Raw genomic sequence first — 13,580 nt, forward strand, 5'->3', positions numbered from 1 at the left:
TCTTCGCTCCACGCCCGCGAGCCGGTTCGACCACCGGCGCCTGGTTGGCGAGCCGCTCGACGTCCTCGGGAGTGGCGCCGCGGCTGGTGTGCTTGCGCACCACTTCCTTTTTCCGCTCGGCGCGCTCGCGAGCCTCACGCCGGGCCCGCACGTCGGCCATCATCGTGCTGACGCGCGCGCGCACCGTCTCGCTGGCCGTCGCGGTGAGTGCGCTCAGCGACACCTGCGTGGTGAGGATGAAACCGAGCAGGCCGACCGACAGGATGACAATCGCGCCGCCGGTCTTGTTCAGATACTGCACCGCAAGGTCGGAGAGCACCGCGCCGAGGTGGCCACCGGCCGGAACCGAGGTGTCGCCGGCGGTCGGCGCGCCCATGGCGAGTCCGAGCAGCGCCGACACGCACAGCAGCAGCACGACGGCCCCGATGGTCTTGGTGTAGCCGGCCGGCAGGCTGCGGCACCAGAAGTAGTGATAGCCGGCGACGATCAGCACCACGGGGATCAGGAACGACGAGTACCCGAGCAACTGGAACGACGACTCGGCGACGAACGCGCCGAAGGTGCCGGCGAAGTTGGCGGCCTGCTTGGGCGGTCCGGCGTAGAAGAACCACGCCGGGTCCCCGGGGGTGTAGCTCACCAGGGCGACGAACCACAGCAGGGCCCCGAAGAACAGGGCCACCCCGAGGGCCTCGCTCGCACGCCTCGACATCACGGAGGTCGACATCAGATCTCCATCACCACGGGGACGATCAGCGGGCGGCGCCCCGCCTTGCGCCGCAGCACCCGCTGCAACTCGGACCGCACACGTTCCTTCAGCAGGCCGACGTCGGTCCGTTCTTCCTTGGGGGCATCACGCACCGCGTCACGGATCATGGCGGTCGCCTCGCGCAGCAAGGCCTCCGACGCGTCGTCCACGACGAAGCCGCGCGTGATGATCTCGGGCGTGCCGGCCAGCTCGCCCGTCTGCATGTTGACGGCCAGCATCGGCACGATCAGCCCGTCTCCGGCGAGATGCTTGCGGTCGCGCAGGACTTCGTCGGCCACCTCGCCGGTCCGCGTGCCGTCGATCAGTCGGCGACCGACCTCGGCGCGCCCGGCGATCGCCGCGCCCTGACCGTCGAAGCGCAGGATGTCGCCGTTGTCGATGACGAGGATCTCGGTGGCGCGCGACACGGACTGCGCCACCCGCGCGTGCCGCGACAACTGGCGATATTCGCCGTGGATCGGCACGAAGTACCGCGGCCGCACGAGCGAGTGCATCAGCTTCAGCTCCTCGACGTGGCCGTGCCCCGAGACGTGGACGTGCTTCTGGCCTTCGTAGATCACGTCGGCGCCACGCAGCGCGAGATGGTTCATCACGCGGCCGATCGCCCGCTCGTTGCCGGGAATGGCCCGCGCCGAGAACACCACCACGTCGTCGTCGTCCACCTTGACGAAGCGATGGTCGTCGATGGCGATGCGCGAGAGCGCGGCGGCCGGTTCCCCCTGCGAGCCGGTCGTGATGCACACGACATCGCTGGCGGGGAAGTTGCGGACCTCCGTGTCACGGATCTGGACGCCAGTCGGAATGCGCAGCAGCCCCAGGCGCTGCGCCGTCTCCGAGTTGTCCACCACGCCACGGCCGACGAAGGCCACGTGGCGATCGAACTGGGCGGCGAGGTCGGCGAGGATCTGCATCCGGTGGATGCTCGACGCGAACATCGCCACGACGATCTTGCCGGCCGTGGAGGTGAAGATCTCCTCGAAGCCGTCGATCACGTCCCGCTCGGAGCCCGCCACGCCCGGACGGTCGACGTTGGTGCTGTCGGCAAAGAGAGCCAGCACGCCCTGCTGCCCGAGCTCGGCCAGCCGCGGCAGGTCGGTCGTCTCGCCGTCGAGCGGCGTGTGGTCGATCTTGAAATCACCCGTGTGGATGAGGACGCCGGCGGGGGTGTGAATCGCCAGGGCCAGGCAGTCCGGCATGCTGTGGGTGACCCGGAGGCACTCGATCGTGAACGGCCCCACCTGGACACGCTCACGTGGCGTCACCGGCTTCAGGCGACCGCGCACGTCGATGCGATGCTGCTCGAGGCGGTGCTCGACCAGCGCCAGCGCCAGCTTCGAGCCGTAGACCGGCCCGTCGACCAGCGGCATCAGGTAGGCGAGCCCGCCGATGTGGTCCTCGTGGCCGTGCGTCAGGAACACCGCGGCGACCTTGTGGCCCAGCCCCTCGAGATACGCGAGGTCTGGCACCACGAGGTCCACGCCCGGCAGGTCGGGCTCGGCGAACATCACGCCGGCATCGACGACGATGGTGGTCTCGCCACACGTGATCGCCATCGTGTTCATGCCGAATTCGCGCAGGCCGCCAAGCGGCACCACGTCGACCGGCTGCGCCAGCGTCTTCTCGGGTACGGTCATCTCGCTCGAAAACATCCCAGGGCGTCGGCGGTGCGCCGACGACACGTCCGTCGCAGCGACCTGCTGCGTCGGTGTCACACTTGCGCTGCGCCGCGACGGCCGGTCAGGGTGGGAGACCGACGCCGTGGACACGGACAGCCAACAGACCTGGCGGGCGCCAGCGTCGGCCTTCAGAACTCAGACCCACTGGGTTGGGCTGAATCCGCTAAGTCCTACAACGGTCAACAAGATACCACGGGTGCCTAGGCGGGGCGCCGGGCGGCGGCGGCCAGCCTCGCGAACTCCTCGAGCGTCAGGGTCTCGGCCCGGCGCTGGCCGTCGATGCCGGCCTCGGCCAGCCAGGCGCGGCCGTCGGCGCCTTCGCCCTTGGCGAGGCTCTGCAGCGTGGTGCCGAGCATCTTGCGGCGCTGCGTGAAGACATGTCGCACGATGGCATTGAAGCGCGCCAGGTCGTCGATGGCGACACGGTCCGGCCGGAAGTCGATGCGGACGACGGCGGAGTGCACCTTCGGCGGAGGCCGGAAGGCGCCGGGCGGCAGCACGAACGCGCGCGTGACGTCGGCCTGCAGGGCCATCGCGATGGCCAGCGGCCCGTAGTCGCCGCTGCCGGGGTGCGCCATCAGGCGATCGGCGACTTCCTTCTGCAGCATCAGCACCGCGTTGGCGACGCAGCCCTCGCGCGCGAGGCGCAGCAGGCGTCCGAGGACAGGGGTCGAGACGTTGTAGGGCAGGTTCGCGGCGACGCGGTAGGGCGTGTCGCCCTGGAACCAGGTCTCGGTGGGCACCTCGAGGAAGTCGCCCTCGTGCACGTGCACGCGGGGCAGCGCCCGCGCCGTCAACTCGGCGACGAGGTCTCGATCGATCTCGACGGCGTGGACGATGGCACCGGCCCGGGCGAGCGGGGCGGTCAACTGTCCGCGCCCGGGGCCGATCTCGAGAAACACCTCGCCGGGCTGCGGCGCCACGGCGGCGATGATCTTGTCGATCCAGGGGCGTTCGAGGAAGTGCTGGCCGAACCGCTTGCGAGCCGGCCTCCGGCTCCCCACGCCTGGGGATGGTGGGGCCACTAGTCGCCCTCTCCGTCCTGCTGGGCCCAGAACTGCTCCTCGACTTCCTGGATCTCTTCTTCGGACATGCCGAAGTAGTGGCCGATCTCGTGGATCAGGGTTTCGGCCACCATGGCGACGAGATCGTCCTCGTTGACGGCGTCCTCCTCGTGCGGACCCTGGTACAGCACGATCTGATCGGGCTCACGGTTGCCATCGCCCCAGGGGCGTTCGGTGACGGGTGTGCCGAGATACAGGCCGTACAGGGTGTCGGGCGGCTCGATCTCCATCTCCGTGAGGATCTCGGCCGGCGGGTATTCCTCGACGATGATCGCGATGTTGCGCATGGCTTCCCGGAAATGCTCCGGGATCAGCGTCAGCGCCTCCTCGATCAGAGTCGCGAACTCGTCTCTGGTCATCGCGTGACGGCCTTCGTCCGTCGGGCCCGGCGTGCCACGGGCGTGGCCGCGAGGTCGAGGGGGGCCAGGCCACCGGTCTTGAACGGGTACCGACACACGTCTGCGACCTCGCAGACGTCACACAACGGTTTCGGCCGGCAGATCCGCCTGCCGTGCAGGATCAGGGCGTCGGACATGCGCGTCCAGTCCGCCGCGGGCACCGCCTCGCAGAGGTCTCGCTCCACGGCCTCCGGCGTCGTCTCGTGCGTGAGCCCGATGCGCTCGGTCACGCGCAGCACATGGCGGTCGACCGGCAGGCCGGGCACGCCGAGCGCATGGCCGAGCACCACGTTGGCGGTCTTGCGCCCGACACCCGGCAGCGTGGTCAGCACGTCCATGTCGGCCGGCACCTGGCCGGCGTGGTCCTGCACCAGGCGCTGCGAGAGCGTGATGATCGCCTTGGCCTTGACCCGGAAGAATCCCGTGGCGTGAATCAGCGGTTCGACGTCGGCCGGGTCGGCCGCGGCCAGCGCAGCGGCGTCAGGGAAGCGGGCGAACAGGGTCGGCGTCGTCTCGTTGACCCGCTTGTCGGTGGATTGGGCCGACAGCACCGTCGCGATCAACAGCTCGAAGGGCGACCGGTAGACGAGTTCAGTGTCCGGCGTGGGGTAGTGGCGCAGCAGCCGTTCGAGGACGGCGGGCGCGGCCACCAGCGGGACGTCCGGTTTCTGCCGAGGCGACACCCGATGATGGTAGTGCAGGTCGAGACAGGAAAGGGCGGCGATTCGGTGGAATCGCCGCCCCTGGTCACACCGGGCCCGAGCCATGCGGCCCGGGCACGCGCCTAGAAGTCGAACCGCGCGCCAATCTGGAACTGGCGTGGCGGCTGGGCGCCGTTGATGGTGCCGAACGCGACGTCATTGGCGTTGACGTTCGGGTTGGTCAGGTTGACCGTGTTGAACAGGTTGAAGACGTCGAAGATCGGCGTCAGGTTGTAGCGCTTGCCGAAGCGGAAGTTCTTGCGGAACGACATGTCGAGCTGCGAGAAGCTCGGACCCTGAATCTGTCCCACCGTGGCCGTACCACGCCGGTCCTCGGGCGGGTTGCCGAAGGCCGCGGTGTTGAACCAGCGGAGCTCGTCGGCGTTGTCGATGGCGATGTCGCCGCCGAGGTACTCGGCGCGACGGCCGCCGATCGACGAGTTGCCGCTCGCCGTGAGGTACTGGCCCGACTGGAAGCGGTACTTGCTGCTGGCTTCCCAGCCCCCGAGCACGGCCTCGAGGACGCCACCACGGTCACGCAGCCACGGCAGACGGTAGGTCAGCGTGTTGATGAACGCGTGGCGACGGTCGAAGGTCGCCGGACCGTAGAAGAAGTCCAGATCGTTGGCGCCGTCGGCCGTGTCGTTGTCGCCGTTGCCGCTGGCGTTGGTCAGGACACGACCGAGGGTGTAGGACACCGTGAACTGGAAGTCGCCGCGCCGCTTGGCCGCGAACAGCTGCATGGAGTGGTACTGCGAACTGGCGTCACTCACGCGCATGCGGATCGACGAGTAGCCCTTGTACGGACGCAGGAAGTTCTCCGACACGCGCTGCGCCGACGGCAGGGCCGCGTTGGCGCGCAGGTCGTTGAAGCTGGCGCGGTTGATGTCGGGCTGGCGAATCAGGCTGCGGCCGGTGTTGCCCACGTACGAGGCCTCGGCGAAGTAGCCACGGCCCAGTTCCTTCTGGACGCCGATGCTGTAGTTGGTCTGGTGCGGCAACTCCAGGTTCGGATCGATGGCGTTGATCGTGCCGACCGCGCCGACCGCGCCAGAGGCGCCGCTCGAGGGATTGGCGATGTTGAAGTTCTCGTACACCGTGTTGGCCAGCACCGGCGGCAGGTTCATCTGCGAAAACACGAGGTTGCCTTCGGGCTTGTCGTAGAACAGCCCGACGCCGCCACGGACGACCGTTGTCGGCGTGAGCGAATACGAGAAGCTGAAGCGCGGCATGAACAGGTGCTGCGGTTCGTAGAGACCGCGCGGGGCGCCGAACGGGATCTTGTCGTAGTCGCCGCCGGTCAGCAGGCTGACGCGTCCCTGCTGGTCGTCCGGAATGCCATCGCCCGCGAGCACCAGGCCGTTGAACCGGTTGCCGATGCCGGGCACGAGGAGGCCGTTGGTGCGGACCTGCACGGCCTGGTTCGGGTCGTAGCGCGACGGATCGAAGTTGACGAGGTTGTTCTGCTGCGTATACGTCGGGTCCGTGTACTCGTACCGCAGACCGACCTCGAGGCTCAGGTTGCTGCGGACGCGCCACGTGTCGGACACGAAGCCCTGGTACGTCGTGAAGCGGAAGAACCCGACCGGATCCTGCGACGCTTCTTCGTACGTCCGGAAGTTGCCCAGCAGCATGTCGGCGACGGCGTTGCTCGTGCTGTTCGGGTTGCCGCCGGGGTTGAAGTTGGCCTGCCCGAAGTAGTTGCCGCGACCGTTCTGATCCTTGCGGTTGCGCGAGATGGCCACGCCGCTGCGGATCGAGTGGTTGCCACGGATCCAGGTCAGCGTGTCCTGCACGGTGATGTCGGTGGTCGGCGACAGCAGGGCGAAGTCGGGGCCGCGGACGCTGGCGAACCCGGCAACCTGCACGTTCGGGATGCCACCGGCGACGTAGCCCGGGATGTCGAACAGCTCCGGGTAGGTGATGCCGTAGGTGTCACGCAGCCAGAGGTCGCCCACGGGCTTGATGCGCTGCCCGTTCCAGGAGGCGCCGATCTTGGCCTCGTTGATCACGTTGGTGCTGATCACGTACGTGTGGCCGACCTGGTAGCTGGTGCCCGGTCGCGACCGATCCGTCGGCACGGTAGGGAGGGCGGCGCCCGAGAACGTCCCGAACGGCTCGATCAGGTTGTACTCGTCATGGATGTACCGGCCGTAGACGCGCTGCTTGTCGGTGGCCTGCCAGTCGAGCCTGACGATGTCCTGACGGGACTCGAACGGGTTGTACTCCTGGAAGGTGGTGTTGTTGGCCGTCGGCGTGTCCGTGAACGACGCGGCGCGGCCCTGCATCGCCCGGTAGATGTTGGCAAACGCGCGGCCGTTGGTCGTGATACGGCTGGTCGGGATGACGTTGCCGGCGAACTGCTCGCCGGTCTGCGGGTCGCGCAGGACGCCATCGTCGGCCGTCCCGACGAGACCGTCGGCGCCACGGAGACGGAAGGAGAAGTCGCCGTTCAGTTCGGCCGTGGTGGGCAGCGTCTGCCGCGACGGGTTGGTGAACCGGTTGATGGTGCGGTACTGCTGGCCGCCGAAGAAGAACAGCTTGTTCTTGATGATCGGACCGCCGAGTGCGCCCTCGAAGTTGCGGAACTCCAGGGGCGGCTTGGTGCGCTCACCCGCGGCGTTGCGCGGCGCGAAGTAGTTCGGCGAATCGAACTTCTCGTCGCGGAGGTCGTAGCGCGCGGTGCCGCGGTAGCGGTTGGTGCCGCTGCGGGTGACGACGTTGACGGCGGCGCCGCTGTTGCGACCGAGTTCGGCCGAGAAATTGGAGGTCTGGATCTTCACCTGATCGATGAAGCTCAGGCTGACGTTGTTGACTTGGCTGCCGTTGGACCCCGAGTCCTGGTTCGAGGTGCCGTCGATGGTGAGGTTGTTGGTGTTGCCGCGGTTACCGTTGATCGACTGCCCGGTGGTGCTCAGGCTGGTGGCCAGGGCGAGCGGGTCGAAGTCCGTCGCGACCGAACCCGGAATCAGCGACGCGAGTTCGAGGTAGTTGCGGCCGTTGAAGGCCAGGTCCTTGATCTGCTGCGAGTCGATGGTGCGGGCGACCTCGCCCGAGGTCCGGTTGACGGCCTCGCCGGCGACGGCGGTCACTTCGACCGACTCGGACAATTCGCCGACCCCGAGGCTGAAATCTGCCGTGAGTCGGCCGTCAGCGGTCAGCTCGAAGCCCGTGCGCTGCTGGCGCCGGAAGCCCTGGAGCTCGGCCGTCACACTGTAGGAGCCGACCGGGAGGTTGGTGATGGTGAAGGTGCCGGATTCGTCGGTGACGCGGACCGTGGTGAGGCCGGTCCCTTCGTTGACGACGGTCACCGTGGCGCCGGGCAGGACGCCGCCCGACGAGTCGGTGACCTTGCCGTCGATACGGCCGGTGATGGTTTGGGCGAGTGCCGGCAGGGCACTCAGCAGCAGGGCGAGGCAGAAGTAGAGAACCGTGCGCAGGGCACGTTGGTTCCCCGACCTCGAGTCGTGAAACATCGAAAGCTCCTTGAGGACCGAGTGGTCTGACAACTAGGTGACGGCATGCTAAACCGTCACACCATTGTGAAAAAAGAGAAAAGATTTCGTGTAGGAGGAATCGCTCGGGGACCTGACCGGTCCGCCTTACAGATTCCCGGTCTTCATCTGCTCGAGCATGTAGTCGCAGCTGCGGACGGTGAGCGCCATGATCGTCAGCGTCGGATTCTGGCAGGCGATGGACGGGAAGCCGGCGCCGTCGGTGACGAACAGGTTCTGCAGCTCGTGCGCCTGCTGGAACTGGTTGAGCACCGACTGCTTCGGGTCGGCGCCCATGCGGGCCGTCCCGACCTCGTGGATGCCGTAGCCAGGAATCTGCCGCGCATTCAGCCGAATCTGGATCTGCCGTCCACCCAAGGCCTCGAGCATCTCGGCGGCCTGCACCGCCATGTCTCGGCGCAGGGCGAGCTCGTTGTCGGTCCAGCGCATGGACACCCGCAACACGGGGATGCCCCAGGCGTCGACGACATCCCGGTCCAGCGCCACGTGGTTGTCCGCGTGCGGCAGGCACTCCCCGAACCCGCCGAGACTGAACGTCGTGCTGGTCTCGCGCAACGCGGCCTTGTAGGCGGCACCGAAGCCCGGGGCGTTGCTGCGCAGGCCCGTGCTGCCGCCGCCCTGGTAGCCGTAGCCCCGCAGGAAGTCCTTCGACGCCGACGCCGGCTGGCCGGGCAGGTTGCGGAACCGCATCAGGTAGATGCCGTTCGGGCGGCGCGGACTGCCCGGGCCCATGACGGTGCCGGCCAGATCGGGGAACTCGGCGGCCGCTCCGCCGCCGCTGATGTGATCCATCAGGTACCGGCCGAGCACGCCGCTGCCGTTGGCCAGACCGCCGTCCTGGCTGTTGAGGAGAATGCGTGTGGACTCGAGCGCCTGCGCGGCCAGCACCACGACCCTGGCATGGACCTCGCGCACCTGTCGCGTGGCGCGGTCGACGTAGCGGACGCCAGTCGCCTTGCGGGTCGCGGGATCGGTCAGCACCTGCGACACCATGGCACCGGTCACGAGGGTGGTCCGGCCCGTCGCGACCGCATCGGCCACCGTCGTGAAGGCACTGTTGAAGTACGAGTGCGTGGCGCAGCCGTGCTCGCAGGGCCCGCAGTAGTGACACGCGCCGCGCCCGTTGATCGGCTTCGTGATGTTGGCCGACCGCCCCAGCGTCATCGTTCGCCCGAACTGGCGTCGCAGGCGATTGCGCACGCCATGCTCGACGCACGACAGCCCCATCGGCGGGTGGAAGCGGCCATCGGGCACCACCGCGTCAGGCCCCTCGGCGATGCCGGTGATGCCGACGTACTCCTCCACCAGGTCGTAGTAGGGGGCGAGGTCCGTGTAGGTCAGCGGCCAGTCGATGCCGTGCCCATCGTGGCTCGCGGCCTTGAAATCGATGTCGCCCAGCCGATAGCTCTGGCGGCCCCACACGTTGGTGCGCCCACCGACGACGCGCAGGCGTCCCATCCACGCGAACGGCTTGTCGCTCGGCGTGGTGTAGGGCTCGTCGATGTCGTTGGCGAACCAGTGGTAGTTCCACTCGCGGCAGGCGTAGCAGTCCTTCTGCTTCGGTCGCGTGCGCCGAATCACCTCATCGGCCCGGGCCCGGTAGGGCAGGGCGTGGGCCGGGACGTGCTCCTGGTAGTCGGCATCGGTCAGCGCCCTGCCGGCCTCCAGCATGCACACCTGCAGCCCGGCCTCACTGAGCCGCTTGGCCGCCCATCCCCCCGAGGCGCCCGACCCGACGACGATGACGTCGAACCGCGTGCCGGCGACGGCCGCAGACGAGGCGGGGGCCTGCACTAGACGGTCCCGGCCTTCATCTGCGCCATCAGGTGATCGCAGGAGCGCACCGTCAGCGCCATGATCGTCAGCGTCGGGTTCTGGCAGCCGCCGGACGTGAAGCCGCTCGCATCGGTCACCATCAGGTTGCCGATGTCGTGGGTCTGCTGGAACTGGTTGAGCACCGAGGTCTTCGGGTCGGCCCCCATGCGGGCGATGCCCATCTCGTGGATGCCGTAGCCAGGCACGCGATCGAGGAAGAAGAACGGCCGGATGTTCCTGCCACCGGCGGCCTCGAGCATCTCGGCCGCCGCGTAGCCCATGTCCGGGATCATCTTCTTCTCGTTCTCCTTCCACTCCATGGAGATCCGCAACACCGGAATGCCGAACGTGTCGACGACGTTGGGATCGAGCGCGACGTGGTTGTCCTCGTAGGGCAGCACCTCGCCGAAGCCCGAGAACGCGAACTGCGTCACGCCGGAGTTGGCGACCGCCTCCTTGTAGGCCGGGCCGAAGCCGGACACGCCGTAGTTGAAGTTGTTCGAGCCGCCGCCCTGGTAGCCGTAGCCGCGCAGGAAGTCCTTGTGCGCAGGCTCACCCGGCCGGTTGCGGAAGCGGATCACGTAGGTGCCGTTGGGCCGGTTCGGGCCGTTCACGCTCGGCTTCTGCGCATGATCGGGGAACTCCGCGCTGGCGCCGCCGGCCACCCACGTGTGGTCCATCAGGTACTTGCCGAGCACGCCGCTGCTGTTGGCCAGGCCGCCTTCGCGGCTGTTGAGCAGGATGCGCACCGACTCGAGCGCCTGCGCGGCCAGAATCACCACCCGCGCATTGACGTCCTTCAGCTGCCGCGTGGTGCGGTCGATGTACGAGACGCCCCGGGCCTTCTTGCCGCTGGCGTCCATCAGCACCTGGTACACCATCGCGTTCTGGATGAGGGTGCACTTGCCGGTCTTGAGCGCATCGGCCACGGTCGTGAAGGCCGAGTTGAAGTAGGAGTGCGTCATGCACCCGCGCTCGCACGGCCCGCAGTAGTGACAGGCGGCGCGGCCGTTGATCGGCTTGGTGATGTTGGCGGCGCGTCCGATCGTCAGCGTGCGGTTGTGCGACTTCTTGATGACGTTGCGCACGTGGTGCTCGGCGCAGTTGAACCCCATCGGCGGATGGAACTTGCTGTCGGGCAGCATCGGGTCGTTCTCGGGCATGCCCGAGATGCCGACGTACTCCTCGACCATGTCGTAGTACGACTCGAGGTCCTTGTAGGCGATCGGCCAATCGATGCCATGGCCGTCGATGCTGGCGGCCTTGAAGTCGTAGTCGCTGAAGCGATAGCTCTGACGGCCCCAGACATTGGTGCGGCCACCGATGATGCGGGTGCGGCCCTGCCAGGAGAACGGCTTGCCCTGCGGCGTCGTGTAGGGCTCGTCGTTGTCGTTGACGAACCAGTCGTAGTTGTACTCGGTGCAGGCGTAGCAGTCCTTCTGGCGACCACGCGTCTGGCGGATGCGATCGTTGGCGCGGTTGCGGTACTCGAGCGTGTGCGCCGCCGCATGCTCCTTGTAGTCCGCATCGGTCAGCGACCGCCCGGCATCGAGAAGGGCGACGGAGATGCCGGCCTCCGAGAGCCGCTTGGCGGCCCAGCCGCCAGACGCGCCCGATCCCACCACGATCACATCGAAGGTCCGACCCGCTTGATCACGCGAGGCTTGCGCCACTGCTCGACTCCTGGCTGAGGAAGAAAGGTGAACGGCAGCATAGCCATTGGTCTGCTCGTGGGTCAAATGGCGCGACGGCCCGCGATGATGTGCTATGGTTCGGCGAAACGCTCACCATGGAGGAGTTCCGCGCATGAAGGACGGTCGTACGCTGCCGGTCATCCAACCCTCGCCCGAGGGCGGCCTGTCTCGGCGCTCCGCGCTGCAGACGCTGGCTGCTGGACTCGGCGCCTCCCTTGCCGTCCCCGGATTGGCGGAGGCCAACGCGGAGCAGGTGCACCAGCACGCCGGCGCCGTGGCCGCGCAGACGCGGAAGCCCGCGGCGGCCAGCAAGGCCGCCCCCTACGTGCCGACGACCTTCGATGCCCACCAGTTCGCCACGGTGGTCGTGCTCGCCGAGTTGATCGTGCCCGGCGCGAAGGCCTCCGGAACGCCCGAGTTCCTCGACAAGCTGCTCACGGTGGAATCGCCCGAGACGCGCCGACGCTTCATCACGGCCCTCGGCGCGATGGATGGCGCGGCCCTGAAGGCGAAGCAGGCGCCCTTCAAGGATCTGGCCGCGGCCGACCAGGTGGCCCTGCTGACCGAGGCCTCGACCGGGCAGCCGAGTCGTCAGCCGGTGTTCTGGAAGAAGGGCGATCCGATTCCCGTGCCGGAGACGCCGGCTGGACCGACCACCCTGCGTGACCACTTCGATCACATCAAGGGATGGGTCTCGGGCATCTACTTCGCGTCCGAACCCGGCCTCAAGGAACTTGGCTACACCGGCAACGTGTTCCACGAGAAGTACGTCGGGTGCGAGCACGACGGCAAGCACGCCTAGGGGTTCAGGGCTCAGGGCTAGCTGGCGCGGGTGCGACGCGCCAGTGAGCCCTTCGCGAGCGCTCTGAAGCTGCGGGCCGTCCGCAGGCCGTCCAGGCGCCGCACCGACGTCGCCTGATCGTGGACCGGCACCCCGAACAGACTGAGCTGCGGGCCGTCGGCCGTGAGTCCGCTGGCGACGACGCTCACGCGCGTCGGGGGATCGCCGTACTTCCACAGGCGCGCGGCCAGGGTGCGTGCCACCGGAGCCAGGTCCGCGCGCTGCCGTGTCGACTCGCGCAGCGTGAAGCCGCGGCTGCGAAACCGCTGATCGGCGCCCATCACCCGCACGGTGACCGCGTGAGCGAAGGCGCCGATCTGCGCCAGACGCTGCGACACCTGATCGGCAAGATGCTCCGCGGCGAGCTGGACGTCCTCCGAACCGACCGGGGCGGGCAGGGGCAGCACGCGGGTCAGGCTGCGGGGAAGCGTCGTGCTCGCCAGGGCGCGCGGTTCCTCCGCGCGCGCCGACCGCCACGCAGGGGCCCACCCGCTGCCGATGATCCGCTCGGCCTCGTGGGGGGCCAGCGCGGCCAGCGCACCGATGGTCGTGATGTCGTGCGCGATCAGCCGGTCCTGCGCGGCCGTCGACAGGCCCACCAGCCACCGCAGGTCCAGCGGGGCGAGGAACCGCTCGTCGTAGCCAGGCAGCACCTGCAGCAGGCCGGACGGCGCCACGAGTGCCGCGGCGACGCTGGCCGCGACCTCCGTGTCGGCGATGCCGGCGGCCGAACTCAGGCCGAGTTCGGCCCGGATCGCGCGCTGCATGGCGTCGGCGGCAGCCGCGAGGGAGCCCGAGCGCACGGCTGACGCCGGGATGACCGCGCGGTCGATGGCCACCCAGTCGACCTCGGCACACCAGCGCCGCACCAGCTCGTCCAGTTGGGAGGTGGCTTCGGCGTAGCGGTCGAGGATGCCGGGGACGAACCGGGCCTGCGGCGCCAGACGCGCCGCCTCCCGCAGCGACTGTCCTGGGCGGACGCCAGCCTGTCGCGCCACCCGGCAGGCCGCGACCACCTGCCCCGGCCCCGTCGCAGGGCCGCCGACGATGAGCGGCACAGCCGGCGCCAGGGCCTCCCAGCGGCGCTCGACATCGACCACGAAATCCGGA

10 protein-coding genes are annotated in these 13,580 nt (G+C 68.4%); 1 reads left to right on the forward strand and 9 read right to left on the reverse strand.

From position 1 onward, the window contains the following. The 8 genes from Q0C41_RS24670 to Q0C41_RS24705 all read right to left on the reverse strand — a co-directional run. Window positions 1-724, reverse strand: a 724-nt coding sequence (locus tag Q0C41_RS24670; RefSeq protein ID WP_291988416.1) for a DNA translocase FtsK 4TM domain-containing protein, incomplete at its 3' end; no start/stop codon positions are given. Then, the gene (locus Q0C41_RS24675) at window positions 724-2,400 is read right to left on the reverse strand and encodes a ribonuclease J (protein WP_291988418.1); all 1,677 of its coding nucleotides are present in this window, start codon (window positions 2,398-2,400) and stop codon (window positions 724-726) included. The genes Q0C41_RS24675 and Q0C41_RS24670, both read right to left, overlap by 1 nt. Before the next feature lie 242 nt (window positions 2,401-2,642). Beyond that, window positions 2,643-3,446 carry a 16S rRNA (adenine(1518)-N(6)/adenine(1519)-N(6))-dimethyltransferase RsmA gene (rsmA, locus tag Q0C41_RS24680; protein ID WP_291988420.1) on the reverse strand — a complete coding sequence of 268 codons (804 nt, stop codon included), beginning with the start codon at window positions 3,444-3,446 and terminating at the stop codon, window positions 2,643-2,645. A 20-nt stretch (window positions 3,447-3,466) separates the two neighbouring features. Next, on the reverse strand, window positions 3,467-3,865 hold the full coding sequence (locus Q0C41_RS24685) for a metallopeptidase family protein (protein WP_291988422.1): 399 nt from the start codon (window positions 3,863-3,865) through the stop codon (window positions 3,467-3,469). Continuing rightward, window positions 3,862-4,587: an endonuclease III gene (gene nth, locus Q0C41_RS24690; protein ID WP_291988424.1), complete on the reverse strand. Its 726-nt coding sequence runs from the start codon at window positions 4,585-4,587 to the stop codon at window positions 3,862-3,864. Before nth ends, Q0C41_RS24685 begins: the two co-directional genes overlap by 4 nt. Window positions 4,588-4,688: 101 nt before the next feature. Then, window positions 4,689-8,081, reverse strand: a complete 3,393-nt coding sequence (locus Q0C41_RS24695) for a carboxypeptidase regulatory-like domain-containing protein (RefSeq protein ID WP_291988426.1) — start codon at window positions 8,079-8,081, stop codon at window positions 4,689-4,691. 126 nt (window positions 8,082-8,207) lie between these two features. Continuing rightward, window positions 8,208-9,914: a GMC family oxidoreductase gene (locus tag Q0C41_RS24700; protein WP_291988428.1), complete on the reverse strand. Its 1,707-nt coding sequence runs from the start codon at window positions 9,912-9,914 to the stop codon at window positions 8,208-8,210. Next, a complete protein-coding gene (locus tag Q0C41_RS24705; protein ID WP_291988429.1) occupies window positions 9,914-11,608 on the reverse strand; it encodes a GMC family oxidoreductase in 1,695 nt (564 codons plus the stop codon). Before Q0C41_RS24705 ends, Q0C41_RS24700 begins: the two co-directional genes overlap by 1 nt. Window positions 11,609-11,741: 133 nt before the next feature. Between Q0C41_RS24705 and Q0C41_RS24710 the strand changes: the two genes are divergently transcribed. Continuing rightward, a complete protein-coding gene (locus tag Q0C41_RS24710) occupies window positions 11,742-12,431 on the forward strand; it encodes a gluconate 2-dehydrogenase subunit 3 family protein (protein WP_291988431.1) in 690 nt (229 codons plus the stop codon). Between the two features lie 17 nt (window positions 12,432-12,448). On the opposite strand, the gene Q0C41_RS24715 is transcribed toward Q0C41_RS24710, so the two are convergent. Then, window positions 12,449-13,580: hypothetical protein (locus Q0C41_RS24715; RefSeq protein WP_291988433.1), on the reverse strand; the 1,132-nt coding region annotated here is incomplete at its 5' end.

The sequence above is a fragment of the Luteitalea sp. genome (genome assembly GCF_022842525.1).
Lineage (GTDB): Bacteria > Acidobacteriota > Vicinamibacteria > Vicinamibacterales > Vicinamibacteraceae > Luteitalea.

Bases quoted from the DNA above. Each gene is read 5' to 3' on its own strand.
- Q0C41_RS24675 (WP_291988418.1), bottom strand. From the start codon at position 2,400: ATGACCGTACCCGAGAAGACGCTGGCGCAGCCGGTCGACGTGGTGCCG.
- Q0C41_RS24710 (WP_291988431.1), top strand. From the start codon at position 11,742: ATGAAGGACGGTCGTACGCTGCCGGTCATCCAACCCTCGCCCGAGGGC.
- Q0C41_RS24685 (WP_291988422.1), bottom strand. From the start codon at position 3,865: ATGACCAGAGACGAGTTCGCGACTCTGATCGAGGAGGCGCTGACGCTG.
- Q0C41_RS24695 (WP_291988426.1), bottom strand. From the start codon at position 8,081: ATGTTTCACGACTCGAGGTCGGGGAACCAACGTGCCCTGCGCACGGTT.